Genomic DNA, 16,798 nt, shown 5'->3' with positions numbered 1-16,798 from the left:
GGTTAGCTGTTCACCCGGCCGAGGTAGTCGCTGCTGCGGGTGTCGACCTTGATCTTCTCACCGGTGGTGATGAAGAGCGGGACCTGGATCTCGTGACCGGTCTCCAGGGTGGCCGGCTTGGTGCCGCCGGTGGAGCGGTCGCCCTGGACGCCCGGGTCGGTGTGCTGGATGGTCAGCTCGACGGCGGCCGGGAGCTCGACGTAGAGCACCGAGCCCTCGTGCTGCGCGACCGAGGCGGTGAAGCCCTCGATCAGGAAGTTGGCGGCGTCGCCGACGGCCTTGCGGTCGACGTGCAGCTGGTCGTAGGTCTGCATGTCCATGAAGACGAAGTAGTCGCCGTCCATGTACGAGAACTGCATGTCGCGGCGGTCGATGGTGGCCGTCTCGACCTTCACGCCGGCGTTGAAGGTCTTGTCGACGACCTTGCCGGAAAGCACGTTCTTGAGCTTGGTGCGCACGAAGGCCGGGCCCTTGCCGGGCTTGACGTGCTGGAACTCGACGACGGACCAGAGCTGGTCCCCGTCGAGCTTGAGCACCATGCCGTTCTTGAGGTCGTTCGTGGAAGCCACGGTTGCGGAATCTCCTGGACTGACGCGGGACCAGGGAGGCGTACGCGCCCTACAGCGCGAGCAGCTCCTTGGTCGTGATGGTGAGTAGCTCGGGTCCGCCGTCCGCCTCTTGGCGTACGACGAGCGTGTCATCGATCCGGACCCCGCCCCGGCCCGGGAGGTGGACCCCCGGTTCGACGGTGACCGGCACACAAGCGTCCAGTTTACCCATGGCGGAAGGTGCGATCTGCGGGTCCTCGTCGATTTCCAGGCCGACACCGTGCCCGGTACGGGGCGCGAGGGCCTCTCCGTGCCCCGCGCCGTCGATGATCTGGCGGGCCGCCCGGTCCACGTCGCGGTACTCCGCACCGGGCACGAGGGCCTCCCGGCCGGCCCGCTGAGCGGCGAAGACGAGGTCGTACAGCTCGATCTGCCAGTCGGCGGGCGTGGTGCCGATGACGAAGGTGCGGCCGATCTCGGAGCGGTAGCCGCGGTAGTTCGCGCCGAGGCAGACGGAGAGGAAGTCGCCCTCCTCGACCCGGCGGTCGGACGGCCGGTGGCCGCCGCGGCCGGAGTTCGGGCCGGTGCCGACCGAGGTCGGGAAGGCCGCGCCGTCCGCGCCGTGGTCGACGAGCCGGCGCTCCAGCTCCAGGGCGAGATGGCGCTCGGTGCGGCCGACCAGGATCGACTCCAGCAGCTCCCCCAGAGCCTGGTCGGCGATCTCGGCGGCGATCCGGAGGCAGGCGATCTCGTCCTCGTCCTTGACGATCCGCAGCTGTTCGACGGCTCCGGCGAGGTCGGCGAGGCGCAGCTGGGGCGCGACCGAGCCCATCGCACGGTGACGGGCCACGGTCAGATGGTGCTCCTCCACGGCCAGCGAGTCGGCCCCGGCCCTGCGGGCCGTGTCGACGGCGGCGACGGCCGGATCGGCGATCGCCGCACCGGCGGGCAGCACGCTCAGCCGGAGTTCCTCGTCGAGCCGCCCGTCGGCGGGATCGCCGCCGGGCGCGACGGGGCTGAGCAGCAGGTCCTCGTCGGGGCCGAGCAGCAGAACGGCGCCCGGGGGCGAACCGCCCGCGAGATAGCGGACGTTGGCGGGGCGGGAGACCAGGGCCGCCGTGCTGCCGGCCGCCGCGCAACGATCGCGCAGTCGGACGCGGCGGTCCGCGTACACCTCTGACATGCTTCCGAGCGTACGAGCGTCCGGCCGACCCGGCCTGTCAGGAAGGTCCGACCGGGGCCGGTCCGCCGCGTCCGGCTACCAGCTCGGAGGACTCGCGATGGACCGGGCGAGGACGTCGTCGAGGACGCGGGCGGTGGTTTCCACGTCGTACTTGGAGTTGTCGATGATCGGCAGTCCCGAGCCGTACCAGCCGGCCATCCGGCCGTGGATGGAGGCGACCTCCTCGTCCGAGAGCCTGCGGTTCCCGCTGCGCTCGGCGTTGCGCTCCAGGACGATCTCCAGGCCGGGCAGCAGGACGACGGGGAGCAGCCCCGGGCCGACGTGCCGCTTCCAGCCGCCCAGGCCGACGACCGGGCGGTCCGGGAAGACGGCGTCGTCGAGGATGCAGGAGATGCCGTTCGCCAGGAAGTTGCGTGCGGCGAAGCCGCAGGTGCGGCGGGCGAGCCGGTACTGCGCCTCGGAGTGTTCGTTCCAGCCGGCCTGCGGGTCGGCGAAGCCGGAGCAGACCCACTCGCGGACGTCGTCGAGGCTGATGTGCGCGGTGGGCACCCGGCGGCTGCGCGCCCAGTGCCGGGCGACGGTGGTCTTGCCGGCCCCGGCGGGCCCGATGAGCAGCACGGCGAGCGTCGCGCTCCCGGTGCCCAGCTCGACGGGTGCGGGGGCGGGTACGGCGACCGGCCCCCCGGGCGGCAGGGGTATGTGCCCGGTGGTGTCGCGGGGCATCCCGCTCCCCCACGCGGGGCCCGGGTGCTGCGACTGCCCTGCGGACGGCGGGCCGGGGTGCGGCGGCTGCTGGGCGGGCGCGCCGGGGTGCGAGGGCTGCGGCTGCCCTGCGGGAGCTCCCGGGTGCGGCTGCCCCGCGGGCGCGCCGGGATGCTGGGGCTGCAACCCGCCCGGAGCACCCGGGTGCTGTGCTGCGTACGGCTGCGGGTGCGCCCCCGGCGCGGGCGCGCCGCCCAACGGCGGTACGGGCGGGTTGCCCCCGCCCCCGGGCGGCACGGCGGCCTGGACGATCTGCATCCGCGGCTCGACGCCCTGGACGCCGTGCGGCGCGGTGGGCGCCGGACCCGGCGGCGGACCGGCCGGTGCGGGCGGGACCGGGCTTCCGGGCATCGGAGCGACCGGGCCACCGGCCACGGGTGGGACGGGGCCCTCGCCCTGCGCGTGGTCGGCCGTGGGCGGCCAGGCGCCCGGCTCCGGCGGCAGAGAACCCATCCCGTGCTGCATCCGGTGCGACTCCGTCTCGTTCGTACGTCCGATGCCTCCGGGCACGGTACCGCCCCCGGCGCTCCCTGAGGGAACGGCCGGGGGCGGTCCAGGGTGCCCGGTCAGCCAGTGAGCTCGTCGGCCAGTGCGCGCAGCGCCAGCAGATAGGAGCCGATGCCGAAGCCCGCGATCGTCCCGGTCGCCACCGCCGCGACGACGGAGGTGTGCCGGAATTCCTCACGTGTGTACGGGTTCGAGATGTGCACCTCGATCAGCGGCGCCGTCCGCTGGGCGGCCGCGTCGCGCATCCCGTACGAGTAGTGCGTGAACGCACCGGGGTTGAGAACGACTGGAATCGAACCGTCCGCCGCCTCGTGGAGCCAGCGGATCATCTCGCCCTCGTCGTTGGTCTCCCGGACCTCGACGTCGAAGCCCAGCTCCGTGCCGAGCGTCCGGCAGGAGTCCACCAGGCCCTTGTACGACGTGGCCCCGTAGATGTCCGGTTCCCGCGAGCCGAGCCGTCCGAGGTTCGGCCCGTTGAGGACGAGCACGCGCCGCAGGTCGCTCACGCGGACACCTCGCCGAAGGCCGCGACGAGCACCGCCGGGTCCGGGCCCTCGAGGACGGTGGGCTTGCCGAGTCCGTCGAGCACGATGAAGCGGAGCAGGTCGCCGCGGGACTTCTTGTCGACCTTCATGGTCTCCAGGAGCTTGGGCCACTGGTCGCCGCGGTACGTGAGCGGCAGCCCGACCGACTCCAGGACGGTGCGGTGCCGGTCGGCGGTGGCGTCGTCGAGCCGGCCGGCCAGCCGGCCCAGCTCGGCGGCGAAGACCATGCCGACGGAGACGGCCGCGCCGTGCCGCCACTTGTACCGCTCGTTCTTCTCGATCGCGTGGGCCAGCGTGTGCCCGTAGTTGAGGATCTCCCGCAGGCCCGACTCCTTCAGGTCGCTGGAGACCACGTCCGCCTTGACCTGGATCGAGCGCACCAGCAGCTCGGCGGTGTGCGGCCCGGCGGGGGTGCGCGCGGCGGCCGGGTCGGACTCCACCAGGTCGAGGATCACCGGGTCGGCGATGAAGCCGGCCTTGATGATCTCGGCGAGGCCGCTGACGTAGTCGTTGACCGGCAGCGACTCCAGCGCCGCGAGGTCGCACAGCACACCGGCCGGCGGATGGAAGGCGCCGACGAGGTTCTTGCCCTCGGCGGTGTTGATGCCGGTCTTGCCGCCGACGGCCGCGTCGACCATCGCGAGGACGGTGGTCGGCACGGCGATCCAGCGCACACCGCGCAGCCAGGTCGCCGCGACGAACCCGGCCAGGTCGGTGGTGGCCCCGCCGCCGACGCCGACGATGACGTCGGTGCGGGTGAAGTTGGTCTGCCCGAGCGCCTTCCAGCAGTACGCCGCGACCTCGGCGGTCTTGGCCTCCTCGGCGTTCGGCACCTGGATGGCGACGGCCTCGTAGCCCTGGTCGGCGAGGTCCGCGCGGAGCGCCTCGCCGGTCTCGGCCAGCGCCTCCGGGTGGATCACGGCGACCCGCTTGGCCTTGTCGCCGATCAGGCCGCCGAGCTCGCCGAGCAGCTGCCGGCCGACCAGCACGTCGTACGGGTCGTGTCCGGCGCTGCCGCCGACGTGGATCCGCGTCACCTGGTCCTGGTCCGTCATACGTCCTTCAACTCCAGTGCGTCGAGGACCGCCTGGGCGACCTCTTCGGGGGTGCGGTCGTCGGTGGCGACGACGACGCGCGCGACTTCGGTGTAGAGGTGGCGGCGCGCCTCCATCAGTTCGCGCCACTGCCGGCGCGGGTTGACGGCGAGCAGCGGTCGCGCGGCGCCGAGGCCGACCCGGCGGACCGCCTCCTCGACGTCCATCGAGAGATAGGCGACGGGCAGCCCGGCCAGCAGCTCCCGGGTGCCGGCGTCGAGGACGGCGCCGCCGCCGAGCGCGAGGACACCCTCGTGCTCGGCGACGGCGGCGCGCACCGCCGCGCGCTCGAGGGCACGGAAGTGCTCCTCGCCGTCCTCCACGAAGATGTCGGAGATCTCGCGGCCCTCGGCGGCGACGATGTCGGCGTCGGTGTCCCGGTACGGCGCGCCGAGCCGCTCGGCGAGCAGCGCGCCGACGGTGGACTTGCCCGAGCCCATCGGCCCGACCAGGACGACCAGCGGTCCGCCGGTCACCGGATGTGCAGGTTGTCGAGGTACGACTGCACGTTGCGGCGGGTCTCGGGGACCGAGTCGCCGCCGAACTTCTCCAGGACGGCGTCGGCGAGCACCAGCGCGACCATCGCCTCGGCGACGATGCCGGCGGCCGGGACGGCGCAGACGTCGGAGCGCTGGTGGTGAGCCGCGGCGGCCTCACCGGTGGCGACGTCGATGGTGGCGAGCGCGCGCGGCACGGTCGCGATGGGCTTCATCGCGGCACGGACGCGGAGCAGCTCGCCGGTGGTCAGGCCGCCCTCGGTGCCGCCGGAGCGGCCGGAGGTGCGCTTGATGCCGTCCTCGGTGCGCACGATCTCGTCGTGGGCCTTGGAGCCGGGGATCCGGGCGAGCTCGAAGCCGTCGCCGACCTCGACGCCCTTGATCGCCTGGATACCCATGAGCGCGGCGGCCAGCCGCGCGTCGAGCCGGCGGTCCCAGTGGACGTGCGAGCCGAGGCCGACGGGCACGCCGTACGCGAGGACCTCGACGACGCCGCCGAGGGTGTCGCCGTCCTTGTGGGCCTGGTCGATCTCGGCGACCATCGCCTTCGACGTGTCGGCGTCGAGGCAGCGGACCGGGTCGGCGTCGAGCTTCTCGACGTCGGCGGGGGTCGGGTAGAGGCCGTACGGGGCCTTGGCGGCGGCCAGCTCCACGACGTGGCTGACGATCTCGATGCCGGCGGCCTCCTTGAGGAAGGACCGGGCGACGGCGCCGAGGGCGACACGGGCGGCGGTCTCCCGGGCGCTGGCGCGCTCCAGGATCGGCCGGGCCTCGTCGAAGCCGTACTTCTGCATGCCGGCGAGGTCGGCGTGGCCGGGACGGGGCCGGGTCAGGGGCGCGTTGCGGCCCGTCTCCTTGAGCTCCGAGGGGTCGACGGGGTCCGCCGACATGACCTTCTCCCACTTGGGCCACTCGGTGTTGCCCACCATGACGGCGATCGGCGAGCCGAGCGAGAGCCCGTGCCGGACACCGCCGAGGAAGGTGATCTCGTCCTGCTCGAACTTCATCCGGGCGCCACGCCCATAGCCGAGGCGCCGCCGCGCGAGGTGGTCCGCCACCAGCTCGGTGGTGACGGGGACGCCGGCGGGAAGACCCTCCAGCGTCGCGACCAGCGCGGGTCCGTGGGACTCCCCAGCGGTCAGCCAACGCAACCTGCTCAACGATGCTCCTCATGCTCGCGCCTGGCACTGCGACGGCGCGACCGGGTGCGCGGCCCTGGCCCGCCATGTCCGATCCTCCCACGTCCGGGCCTCTTGCCCGGCCGCCGGTCCAGCTGTCGGACGCGAAATGGCCATGAGACGGCCGCGAACGGCATTGACGAGTACCTGCCCTGTCGAAATGATGATCAACTCATCGCAAGATCAATTCGGAGGGGAAGCGATGCGCAAGATCACCAAGGCCCTGTTCACGGTGGGGACCGCGATCGGTCTCACGCTGGGCATGGCCACCGCGGCGTCCGCCGCGTCGAACCCGGTCTCGGTGTGCGGTTCCGGCTACTACGTGCAGGAGTCCCACAACCTCGGCTGGTACCTGCCCACGGACGAGCCGCAGGCCAAGGTCTACCTGCTCTACAACAGCTCGACCGGCTACAACTGCGTGGTCACGGTCGTCACCGGTGGTCAGGTCAGCAACCCGATCAACGCGGGCCTCCGGGTCGAGGGCGGCTCCTGGGTCACGGACCCGGGCCAGTACAACTCCTACGCCGGCCCGATCCGCCTCAAGGCCAACGGGAAGTGCGTGCAGTACATGGGCAGCACCCGCTACTGGACCGGCAGCGGTGTCCCGTACACCGACACGTACACCAGCCCGCTCGGGCACTGCGGCTGACCGAGGCCGCGTCTCGTCGGGCCCGCCGGTTCACCGGCGGGCCCTTCGCGTGCCCTCAGCGCTCGGCGAGTGCCTGCTCCCCCGCCGCGCGCATGGCCGCGAGCGGGGCCTTCGGGACGCCCGTCATCTGTTCGACCTGGAGAACGGCCTGGTGCACGAGGAGGTCCAGGCCGCCGACGACCTTGCCGCCGCGGTCGGACCAGGCCGCCGCGAGCGCGGTCGGCCAGGGGTCGTACAGGACGTCGAACAGCGTGCCGACCCGGTCGGGAACGGCGGTCGCCAGGGCGTCGGTGGTGCCGGCCGGGGTGGTCGCGATCACCAGCGGCGCGGCGAAGGCCTCCGCCGCCCGCTCCCAGTCGGCCGTACGGACTTCCACGCCGAGCCGCTCGCCCCAGCCGCGCATCTCCTCGGCCCGCGCCTCGCTCCGCACGTACGTGGTGACGGGGCCCGAGCAGATCCGCGCGAGCGCGGCCAGAGCGGAGGAGGCGGTGGCCCCGGCGCCGAGGATCGCGGCGGACTCCACCTTGTCGACGCCCCGCTCGCCCAGGGCGGCGATCATCCCGGGGATGTCGGTGTTGTCGCCGACCCTGCGGCCGTCCTCGCGGAAGACGACGGTGTTGACGGCCTCCACGGAGGCGGCGGTGGCGCTGATCTCGTCGAGCAGCGGGATGATCGCCCGCTTGAGCGGCATGGTCAGCGACAGCCCCGCCCAGCTCTGGTCGAGCTCGCCGACGAAGCCCGGCAGCGCCGCCTCGTCGACCTCGAACCGCCCGTACGACCAGGCTTCGAGGCCGAGTGCGGCGTACGCGGTGCGGTGCAGCACGGGCGAGAGCGAGTGGCCGATCGGCGAGCCGAGCACGGCGGCGCGGCACCGTTCAGCTGTTGGCATTGAACTTGTCCTTGAGCTTGAGGAACTCCGCGTGCGTCTTGGCGAACTCGGTCTTGTGCTCGCCGTCGGTCGCCACGAAGTAGATCCAGCCGTCCTTCGTCGGGTTGAGCGTGGCCGCGAGCGCCACGTCGCCCGGGTTCCCGATCGGGCCGGGAGGCAGACCCTTCTGCGTGTACGTGTTGTACGGGTCCTTGTTGTTGAGGATCTCCTTCTCGGAGATCTTGATCTCGCTCTGGCCCTTCAGATAGTTGAAGGTGGAGTCGAACTGGAGGAGCTGGTAGGTCTCCCGGTTGTCCGGCTTGAGGCGGTTGTAGACCACCTCGGCCATCTTCCGGAAGTCGTCCTCCGTCTTCCCCTCGGCGTTGACCAGGCTCGCGACCGTGACGAGCTCCCACGGGTCCTTGAGTCCGAGCGACTTCGACTTCGCTTCCAGGTCGAGCTTGTCGTACTCCTGGTTCGCCCGCGCGACCATCTTGCGCAGCACGTCCTCGGGCTTCGCGCCCTTGGCGACCGGGTAGCTGGCCGGGTAGAGGAAGCCCTCCAGCGGGTCCTTGACGTCCTCGTGGTTCTTCGCCCACTCGGGCAGGCCCAGGTCGTTCGCCTTGGCCTTCGCGACGCCCGCGGTGGTACCCGCGTCCAGGCCGAGACGCTTGTCGATCTCGCCGTAGACCCAGCTGTTCCGACGCCCCTCCGGGATGGCGAAGTTGGTCTGGCTCGCGGGGTCGAGCATCAGGTCGATCGCGCTCGCGGCAGCCATCCCCTTCTTCAGGGTGTAGACGCCCGCCTGGAGCGACTTGCCCTTGGGGTTCTTCTCCTGCGCCGAGACGAACGCGTCGACGCTCTTGATGACGCCGGCCCTCTTGAGGATGTTGCCGATCTCGTAGCCGCCGGCGCCCTTCGGGATCTCGACCTGGACCGAGCCGCTGCCCGCGCCCTCGTAGTCGGGCGCGCCACCGAACTGGCCCTGCCAGAACTGGTAGCCGACGTAGCCGACGCCGCCGACGCCACCGACCATGACCAGCGCGACGAACAGGCAGGCGACGCCGTTGCGGCCCTTCTTCTTGCCCTTCCCCCGGCGGTCACGACCGCCACCGCGGGAGTCCGGCTCGTCGTCGTACTCGTCCTCGTACGTGTCCTCGCGCTCCGGCACCCGGCCCCGGCCGCGCCGACGGCTGGGCTCCTCGGGGGCCGGTGCGTCCTCGCCCGTGAAGAACGGGTGGTTCTCCTCCTCCGGCTCCTCCGACTGCCAGTCGTTCACCGGCTCCGGCGGGCCCTGCCGCCGGCCCGGGGGCTGCGGCGGCGGGTACGCCTCGGGGGTGCCGTAGAGGTCCTGGGGCTGCCCGGTGCCGTACGGGTCCGCGCCCGGCGCGCCGTACGGCATGGCCGCGTGCTGGCCGGTGTCCCAGCCTCCGTCGTACGGCTGTGCGGGATACCCGGGCGTGTCGTAGCCCTGCCCGGGATGCCCTCCGTACTGCTGCGGATACTGCTGCTGCGGGTACTGCTGACCGCCGTAGGCCTGCTGCTGCCCGTACGGATCCTGCTGTCCGTAGGGGCTCTGCTGGCCCTGCTGCCCCTGATGCTGCTGGGGGTACTGCTGCTGGCCTCCCCACCCCTGGTCCCCGTACAAGGGGTCCTCGGGGTGCCACGGTTCGGAGCCGGGGCTCCGGCCATACTCAGTCATCGATCCCCAACCAGCCGCGAGGCTTCCGGACGATCCGCCTCTACGTTGTGCGGCAGCTGTTCGAACGCCACCGCATCGCGCGGAACGTTACCGTATCGCGATCAGATGATCGCTTCGACGCCCTCGCCGGGCGGATTACCAGATACCCGTTCGGACTCAAGAGCGTTCTGAAGGATGATCACGGCGGCGGCCTGGTCGATGACGGACCGGCCCTTCTTCGACTTCACGCCCGACGCGCGCAGGCCCTGAGTGGCCGTCACCGTCGTCATGCGCTCGTCGACCAGCCGGACCGGGACCGGCTTGATCCCCCGGGCGAGCTCCTGTGCGAAGGCCCGGACCTTGGTGGCCGCGGGGCCCTCCCGCCCGCTCAGCGAGCGGGGCAGGCCCACGACCACCTCGATCGGCTCGTACTCCTCGACGAGCCGGCGCAGCCGCCGGTGGGCGGCCGGGACGTCGCGTCCCGGCACGGTCTCCACCGGCGTGGCGAGGACCCCGTCGGGGTCGCACGAGGCGACCCCGATCCGGGCGTCCCCGACGTCGATGGCGAGTCGCCGTCCTCTGCGCATTACGCGGTCTCCACGACCAGACGCTCGACCGCGGCGATGGCCTCGCCGACGGCCTGCGGGTTCTGGCCGCCGCCCTGGGCGACGTCCGGCTTGCCGCCGCCACCGCCGCCGAGGGTCTTGGCGGCCGTACGGACCAGCTCGCCGGCCTTGAGACCGCGCTCGCGGGCGGCCTCGTTGGTGGCGATGACGGTCAGCGGCTTGCCGTTGGCCGTGGTGAACAGGGCCACGACGGCCGGGCGGTCGGCAGGGATGCGGCCGCGCACGTCGAGGACCAGCTTGCGCAGGTCGTCGGCGCCGGTGCCGTCCGGCACCTGGCCCACGACGAGCGCCACGCCGCGGATGTCCTGGGCGTTCTCGGCGAGCCCGGCGGCGGCCTGGAGGACCTTCTCCGCGCGGAACTTCTCGATCTCCTTCTCGGCGTCCTTCAGCTTGCCGAGCATCGAGGAGATCTTCTCCGGCAGCTCCTCCGGGCGGCCCTTGACCAGCTCCTGGAGCTGGGCGACGACCGTGTGCTCGCGGGCCAGGAAGTTGTACGCGTCGACGCCGACCAGGGCCTCGATGCGGCGCACGCCGGAGCCGATCGACGACTCGCCGAGCAGCTTCACCAGACCCAGCTGGGCGGTGTTGTGGACGTGGGTGCCGCCGCACAGCTCCTTGGAGAAGTCGCCGATGGTGACGACGCGGACCTGCTCGCCGTACTTCTCGCCGAACTCGGCGATGGCGCCCTGACGCTTGGCCTCGTCGATCGGCATGACCTCGGCGTGCACGTCGAGCTCGCGGGCCAGCACCTCGTTGATCTTCTGCTCGACGTCCGTGAGGACGGCGCCGGGAACGGCGTTCGGCGAGCCGAAGTCGAAGCGGAAGCGGCCGGGCGAGTTCTCCGAACCGGCCTGGGCGGCCGTCGGGCCGAGGGCGTCGCGCAGCGCCTGGTGGGTCAGGTGGGTGGCGGAGTGGGCGCGGGCGATGGCCCGGCGGCGGCGCACGTCGATGGTGGCGTACGCGGTGGAGCCCACCGTCACCTCGCCGACCTGCACCGAGCCCTTGTGCACGGAGACGCCGGGCACCGGCTGCTGGACGTCGCGGATCTCGATCACGGCGCCGCTGTGCAGCTTGATCCGGCCCTGGTCGGCGAGCTGGCCGCCGCCCTCGGCGTAGAACGGGCTGCGGTCGAGCACGACCTCGACGTCGTCGCCCTCGGTGGCGGCCGGCGACGGGACACCGTTGACCAGCAGGCCGACGACGGTGGTCTCGCCCTCGGTGTTGGTGTAGCCGGTGAACTGGGTGGCGCCGTTGCTGTCGGCGATCTCCCGGTACGCGGTCATGTCGGCGTGGCCGGTCTTCTTGGCCTTGGCGTCGGCCTTGGCGCGGTCCCGCTGCTCCTTCATCAGGCGGCGGAAGCCGTCCTCGTCCACGGAGAGGCCCTGCTCGGCGGCCATCTCGAGGGTGAGGTCGATCGGGAAGCCCCAGGTGTCGTGGAGCAGGAACGCCTTGTCGCCGGCGAGGACCGTGCCGCCGGCGGCCTTGGTCTCGGTGACGGCGGTGTCGAGGATGTTGGTGCCGCCCTTGAGGGCCTTGAGGAACGCGGCCTCCTCGGCGAGGGCGACGGTCTCGATCCGCTTGCGGTCGGTGACCAGCTCCGGGTACTGCTCGCCCATCGTGTCGATCACGACGTCGACGAGGTCCTGGACGACCGGGCCGGTGGCGCCGAGCAGGCGCATGTTGCGGACGGCGCGGCGCATGATGCGGCGCAGCACGTAGCCGCGGCCCTCGTTGCCGGGGGTGACGCCGTCGCCGATGAGCATGACGGAGGTGCGCATGTGGTCGGCGACCACGCGCAGCGAGACGTCGCTGTCGTGGGCCTTGCCGTAGGCGACGCCGGTCAGCTCGGTGGCCTTGTCGATGACGACCTTGAGGGTGTCCGTCTCGTACATGTTCTGGACGCCCTGGAGGATCATCGCCAGGCGCTCCAGGCCGAGGCCCGTGTCGATGTTCTTCGACGGCAGCTCGCCGAGGATCGGGAAGTCCTCCTTGCCGGAGCCCTCACCGCGCTCGTACTGCATGAAGACCAGGTTCCAGATCTCCACGTACCGCTCGTCGTTGACGGCCGGGCCGCCCTCGACGCCGAACTCCGGACCGCGGTCGTAGTTGATCTCGGAGCAGGGGCCGCACGGGCCGGGAACGCCCATCGACCAGTAGTTGTCCTTCTTGCCGAGGCGCTGGATGCGCTCGGCGGGGACGCCGACGACGTCGCGCCAGATGCGCTCGGCCTCGTCGTCCTCCAGGTAGACGGTGATCCAGAGCTTCTCCGGCTCAAGCCCGTAGCCGCCGTGCTCCACCGGGGTGGTCAGCAGCTCCCAGGCGAGCTTGATGGCGCCTTCCTTGAAGTAGTCGCCGAAGGAGAAGTTGCCGCACATCTGGAAGAACGTGCCGTGCCGGGTGGTCTTGCCGACCTCCTCGATGTCCGGCGTGCGCACGCACTTCTGCACGCTGGAGGCGCGCGAGAACGGCGGCTTGACCTCGCCCAGGAAGTAGGGCTTGAACGGCACCATGCCGGCGGGGACGAGCAGCAGAGTCGGGTCGTCCGCGATGAGCGACGCCGAAGGGACGACGGTGTGCCCGCGCTCCTCGAAGAAGCTCAGCCAGCGGCGGCGAATTTCAGCCGACTCCATCAGTAGTCCTCATTCCGGTTGTACGAGTGCTTGTGGGGAAGAGCAGCCAGGCGGCGCTGCGCGGGAAGTGCGCGGTCCTGTTCGACCGGGGCCTCCAGGCCGAGCGCGTCGCCGAGTTCGGCCTCGCGCTGGACCATGCCGTCCCGGACGTCGAGGGCGAAGTCCTTGAGTCGGTGTCCGGTCTCGATCGCCTTGTTCGCCGCCTGCGCGGCAAGGCTCTCGGGGGTCAGCTGCTTGAGCTTGCGGTTGACCTTCGTGGTGGCCCAGACGCCGGCGGCTGCGCCGGCGGTGAACCAGAACGTGCGGCGGAACATGGTGCTCAGCCCTTCTGCTTCCGGCGTCGCGCGGACGGCACGGTACGGCCGACGATCACAGTGCGGCGGGTCCGCTCGCTCCGCTCCTCGCGGGGCTGTTCGTCGCGCGAGCGGCCGAGCGCCCGGCGGACGCCGTAGCCGAAGGCCGCGACCTTGACGAGCGGGCCGCCGAACGTGGAGGCGACGGTCGTGGAGAGCGCCGACGCGTTGGAGGTGACCTCCTGGACGTCGGAGGCGATGGCGTCGACCCGGTCGAGCTGGGTCTGTGCCGAGCGGACCGTCGCGGAGGCGTCGGCCAGCAGCGGAACCGCCTGCTCGGTCACGTCCGCCACGAGCTTGGTGGTCGCCCTGAGCGTCTGTGCCAGCCTCACCAGCACCACGGCGAGGAAGGAGACGAGAATCGCCCAGAACACGGCCACCAGGATCCCGGCAACCTCTCCACCGGTCACGCTGCACCGCTCTCTGCTGTCGTTGGGCCCTTGCGAAAAGTCGTTCTCCGACCCTATCGCGCCCGGGGTATCTCCCCGTACCGCATTACCGCCGGTGCGGGGCCCGGAACCCGGGGATCTGCGAACCGATTGTACGGAGTGCGTGCGGATGGGTACGCTCCGTGTCCCATGCGACGGAGCAATCTCCCGGCGGAGCTCAACCGGTTCGTGGGCCGGGCCGGCGAGCGGGACGAACTGGGGCGGCTCCTTGAGGAGTTCCGCCTGGTCACCGTGGTCGGAGTGGGCGGGGTGGGCAAGACCCGGCTGGCGCTGCGCTGCGCAGCCGCGGCGGAGAAACGCTACGTCGACGGGGTGCGGCTGGCCGACCTCTCGGCGCTGCGCGACCCGGCGGTGCTGGAGCACGCGCTGGCCGAGGCGTTGGGGCTGACGGACCACACCACGCGCTCGCCGCGCACGATGCTGGCCGAGCATCTCGCCGGGCTGCGGCTGCTGCTGGTCGTCGACGGCTTCGAGCATCTGGTGGAGGAGTGCGCGCCGCTGCTGCGGGAGCTGCTGGGCCGGGCGCCGGGGCTGACCGTGCTGGCGGTGGGGCGCAGGCCGCTGCGGGTGGACGGCGAGGCGGTGTTCACGCTGGCGCCGATGACCGACGGGGACGCGGTCGAGCTGTTCGGGGCGCGGGCGGCGGCGGCATCGGGGTCCGCGGCGCCCGCGGCACCGGGGGCCGCGGTGCTCGAACTGTGCCGTCGGCTCGACGGGATCCCGCTGGCGTTGGAGCTGGCCGCCGGACGGCTGCCGCTGCTGACCGTGGAGCAGGTGCTGCACCGGCTGGACGACCGGTTCCGGCTGCTGACGGACGGGGCGCGGGGCGCGCTGCCCCGGCATCAGACGCTGCGGACGGCGATCGGCTGGAGCCACGAGCTGTGCACGCCCGAGGAGCGGCTGCTCTGGGCGCGGCTCTCCGTGTTCGCCGGGCCCTTCGACCTGGAGGCGACGGAGTACGTGTGCGGGAGCGCGGACCTGCCGCCGGAGCGGGTGCTCGACGTACTGGGCGGGCTGCTCGCCCAGTCGCTGGTGCTGCGCGAGGACACCCCGGCGGGCCCGCGGTTCCGGATGCTGGACACGGTGGCCGCGTACGGGGCGGAGTGGCTGGCCTCGCTGGAGGACACCGCGCGGATGCGGCGGCGGCACCGTGACTGGTACATGGGCCTGGCGACCTGGTGCGAGCTGGAGTGGTTCAGTCCGCGGCAGGCGGAGGTGGCGGCGGCCACGGACGCGGCGCTGCCGAATCTGCGGGCGGCGCTGGAGCTGTGTCTGGAGCAGCCGGACGACGCGCATCTGGCGCTGCACCTGGCGGGCACGCTGTGGTTCTACTGGGCGGGCTGCGGCCGGCTGGCGGAGGGCCGGCACTGGCTGGACCGGGCGCTGGCGACGGAGCCGGAGCGGCCCGGGCCGCACGGGCACCACGACCCGCGGCTGAAGCCGCTGTGGGTGCTGGGCTACGTGGCGATCCTGCAGGGCGACGACACGGCGGCGGTGGCGGCGCTGCACGAGTGCGGGGACCGGGCGCGACAGGCGGGCGACCGGGTCGCCGAGGCTTACGCGACGCACCGGATGGGCTGTCTGGCGCTGCTCTCGGACGACATGCCGCGGGCCGAGGACCTGATCCGGCGGGCCCTCGACGCGTACCGGGAGTTGGGCGAGCTCAACAGCAACGTGCTCATGGGCCAGGTCGAGCTGGCGATGACGCGGATCTTCCAGGGTGATCTGGAGGGCGCGGTGGCGCTGGTCGCCGAGGTGCGGGAGGTCTGCGAGGAGCGCGGCGAGCGGTGGACGAAGGCTTACGCGCTGTACGTGCTGGCGTACGCGGCCTGGACGCGCGGCGATCACGCCGAGGCGCGCGGGCTGCTCGCGGAGTGCATCACGATCGACCACGTCTTCCACGACATGGTCGGTCTGGTGCTGGCGATCGAGCTGCTGGCGCTGGTGACGGCGAGCGAGGGCGATCCGGCGGAGGCGGCGGTGCTGCAGGGCGCGGCGGCCCCGGTGTGGGCCTCGGTCGGGCTGCCGCTGTTCGGCTCGGGCTACTTCAGCGGGCCGCGGGAGCTGTGCGAGCGGCAGGCGGGCGAGCTGCTGGGGCCGGAGCGGTACGAGGCGTCGGTGCGGGAGGGGCGGGCGCTGTCGCTGGACGAGGCGGTGGACCGGGCGCTTGCCGGGCGGCGGAGGCCGGCCGTCGGCGTGCCGGGGACGCGGACGCCGCGCCCGTTCCGTACCGGGGTCCCGGAGACGCGGAAGCCCGCCGGCTCCCCCACCGGGAAGGGTGGGGAAGCGGCGGGCTGAACACCGCGGAGGTGGTACTGCGCTCGGCTGAGGGAGATCAGCGGGCGTAGTACTCGACGACCAGCTGCTCGTCGCAGATGACCGGGATCTCCTTGCGGTTCGGGTCGCGGTCCAGGCGGAAGGCCAGGGCCTTCAGGTTGACCTGGAGGTAGCGCGGGGTCTCACCCTCGGCGGCGAAGCCACCCTCGCGAGCGACCTCGAACAGCGGCTTGGTGCGGCTGCGCTCGCGGACCATCACGACGTCGTCGGGACGGACACGGAACGACGGCTTGTCGACCTTGGTGCCGTTGACCTGGATGTGGCCGTGGACGACCATCTGGCGGGCCTGGTAGATGGTGCGGGCGATGCCCGAACGCAGGACCAGGGCGTCGAGGCGACGCTCGAGCTCGACGACCAGCGCCTCGCCCGTCTTGCCCTCGGCCTTCTTGGCGCGGTCGTAGGCGCGCGCCATCTGGCGCTCGCTGATGTCGTACTGGGCGCGCAGACGCTGCTTCTCGAGCAGACGGACCTTGTAGTCCGAGTTCTGCTTGCGGCCACGGCCGTGCTCGCCCGGCGGGTAGGGGCGGGCCTCGAAGTACTTGACGGCCTTCGGGGTCAGCGCGATGCCGAGGGCACGCGACTTCTTGACCTTGGGACGGGACTGGTTCGCCATGAACCAACCTCTCTATCTGTACGAATACGGCTTCACCAGGGTTAGGGGAGGTCGCATCCGCAGCCGGGGAAACCCGTCGGGTCCGTGAGGACCTTGCCGGGCAGCCGCTCCCTGGTCTGGGCACGTACGTGCAGCACGCGAACGACCCACCGCCGCTCCCGGGAATCCGGGTGGTGATGGGTTGCCCGCGACACCTTCGAAGGTGCGCGACGCTCCTGGAGATCCCGCCCGAGAGCGGGGCTCCGGCTGTCTGTCCCGCCTGGTGGCGCCGACCGGAG

Annotated in this window: 16 protein-coding genes; 2 read left to right on the top strand and 14 right to left on the bottom strand. The window is 72.0% G+C overall.

Going from position 1 to position 16,798, the window contains the following annotated elements:
- Positions 1-2: 2 nt before the first annotated feature.
- The 7 genes from efp to aroC all read right to left on the bottom strand — a co-directional run bounded on the left by efp (position 3) and on the right by aroC (position 6,296).
- Positions 3-569, bottom strand: a complete 567-nt coding sequence (gene efp / locus R2D22_RS30695) for an elongation factor P (protein WP_318108096.1) — start codon at positions 567-569, stop codon at positions 3-5.
- Positions 570-618: 49 nt separating this feature from the next.
- On the bottom strand, positions 619-1,731 hold the full coding sequence (locus R2D22_RS30690) for an aminopeptidase P family protein (RefSeq protein ID WP_318108095.1): 1,113 nt from the start codon (positions 1,729-1,731) through the stop codon (positions 619-621).
- A 75-nt stretch (positions 1,732-1,806) separates the two neighbouring features.
- Entirely contained in the window at positions 1,807-2,751 is a 945-nt protein-coding gene (locus R2D22_RS30685; protein WP_318110090.1) for an AAA family ATPase, read from the bottom strand.
- Positions 2,752-3,059: 308 nt separating this feature from the next.
- Positions 3,060-3,497, bottom strand: a complete 438-nt coding sequence (gene aroQ / locus R2D22_RS30680; protein ID WP_411977172.1) for a type II 3-dehydroquinate dehydratase — start codon at positions 3,495-3,497, stop codon at positions 3,060-3,062.
- 5 nt (positions 3,498-3,502) lie between these two features.
- Complete coding sequence (aroB, locus tag R2D22_RS30675; RefSeq protein ID WP_318108092.1) at positions 3,503-4,600, bottom strand: 3-dehydroquinate synthase; 1,098 nt, start codon at positions 4,598-4,600, stop codon at positions 3,503-3,505.
- Positions 4,597-5,115, bottom strand: a complete 519-nt coding sequence (locus R2D22_RS30670; protein ID WP_318108091.1) for a shikimate kinase — start codon at positions 5,113-5,115, stop codon at positions 4,597-4,599. Before R2D22_RS30670 ends, aroB begins: the two co-directional genes overlap by 4 nt.
- Entirely contained in the window at positions 5,112-6,296 is a 1,185-nt protein-coding gene (aroC, locus tag R2D22_RS30665; RefSeq protein WP_318108090.1) for a chorismate synthase, read from the bottom strand. Before aroC ends, R2D22_RS30670 begins: the two co-directional genes overlap by 4 nt.
- Before the next feature lie 220 nt (positions 6,297-6,516).
- Between aroC and R2D22_RS30660 the strand changes: the two genes are divergently transcribed.
- On the top strand, positions 6,517-6,963 hold the full coding sequence (locus R2D22_RS30660) for a hypothetical protein (RefSeq protein WP_318108088.1): 447 nt from the start codon (positions 6,517-6,519) through the stop codon (positions 6,961-6,963).
- Positions 6,964-7,018: 55 nt separating this feature from the next.
- Here the strand turns inward: R2D22_RS30660 and R2D22_RS30655 are convergent, their stop codons facing one another.
- From R2D22_RS30655 to R2D22_RS30630, 6 genes are all read right to left on the bottom strand, one after another.
- On the bottom strand, positions 7,019-7,852 hold the full coding sequence (locus R2D22_RS30655; protein WP_318108087.1) for a shikimate dehydrogenase: 834 nt from the start codon (positions 7,850-7,852) through the stop codon (positions 7,019-7,021).
- The gene (gene mltG / locus R2D22_RS30650; protein WP_318108085.1) at positions 7,839-9,533 is read right to left on the bottom strand and encodes an endolytic transglycosylase MltG; all 1,695 of its coding nucleotides are present in this window, start codon (positions 9,531-9,533) and stop codon (positions 7,839-7,841) included. Before mltG ends, R2D22_RS30655 begins: the two co-directional genes overlap by 14 nt.
- Before the next feature lie 101 nt (positions 9,534-9,634).
- Positions 9,635-10,099, bottom strand: a complete 465-nt coding sequence (ruvX, locus tag R2D22_RS30645; RefSeq protein WP_318108084.1) for a Holliday junction resolvase RuvX — start codon at positions 10,097-10,099, stop codon at positions 9,635-9,637.
- The gene (alaS, locus tag R2D22_RS30640; protein WP_318108083.1) at positions 10,099-12,768 is read right to left on the bottom strand and encodes an alanine--tRNA ligase; all 2,670 of its coding nucleotides are present in this window, start codon (positions 12,766-12,768) and stop codon (positions 10,099-10,101) included. The genes ruvX and alaS overlap by 1 nt, the downstream gene beginning before the upstream one ends.
- Positions 12,768-13,082, bottom strand: coding sequence for a DUF6167 family protein (locus R2D22_RS30635; protein ID WP_318108081.1), 315 nt, complete (start codon positions 13,080-13,082; stop codon positions 12,768-12,770). The genes alaS and R2D22_RS30635 overlap by 1 nt, the downstream gene beginning before the upstream one ends.
- A gap of 5 nt (positions 13,083-13,087) precedes the next feature.
- Positions 13,088-13,531, bottom strand: coding sequence for a DUF948 domain-containing protein (locus R2D22_RS30630; protein WP_318108079.1), 444 nt, complete (start codon positions 13,529-13,531; stop codon positions 13,088-13,090).
- A 168-nt stretch (positions 13,532-13,699) separates the two neighbouring features.
- Between R2D22_RS30630 and R2D22_RS30625 the strand changes: the two genes are divergently transcribed.
- Positions 13,700-15,868, top strand: a complete 2,169-nt coding sequence (locus tag R2D22_RS30625; protein WP_318108077.1) for an ATP-binding protein — start codon at positions 13,700-13,702, stop codon at positions 15,866-15,868.
- 37 nt (positions 15,869-15,905) lie between these two features.
- Here R2D22_RS30625 and rpsD read toward each other — a convergent pair whose 3' ends face one another.
- The gene (gene rpsD / locus R2D22_RS30620; protein ID WP_318108076.1) at positions 15,906-16,520 is read right to left on the bottom strand and encodes a 30S ribosomal protein S4; all 615 of its coding nucleotides are present in this window, start codon (positions 16,518-16,520) and stop codon (positions 15,906-15,908) included.
- Positions 16,521-16,798 lie beyond the last annotated feature (278 nt).

It is taken from the genome of Streptomyces sp. HUAS YS2 (genome assembly GCF_033343995.1).
Taxonomy (GTDB): domain Bacteria; phylum Actinomycetota; class Actinomycetes; order Streptomycetales; family Streptomycetaceae; genus Streptomyces; species Streptomyces solicathayae.
The sequence above is the reverse complement of the archived record's forward strand: the minus strand, read 5'-3'. Positions and strand labels throughout refer to the sequence as shown.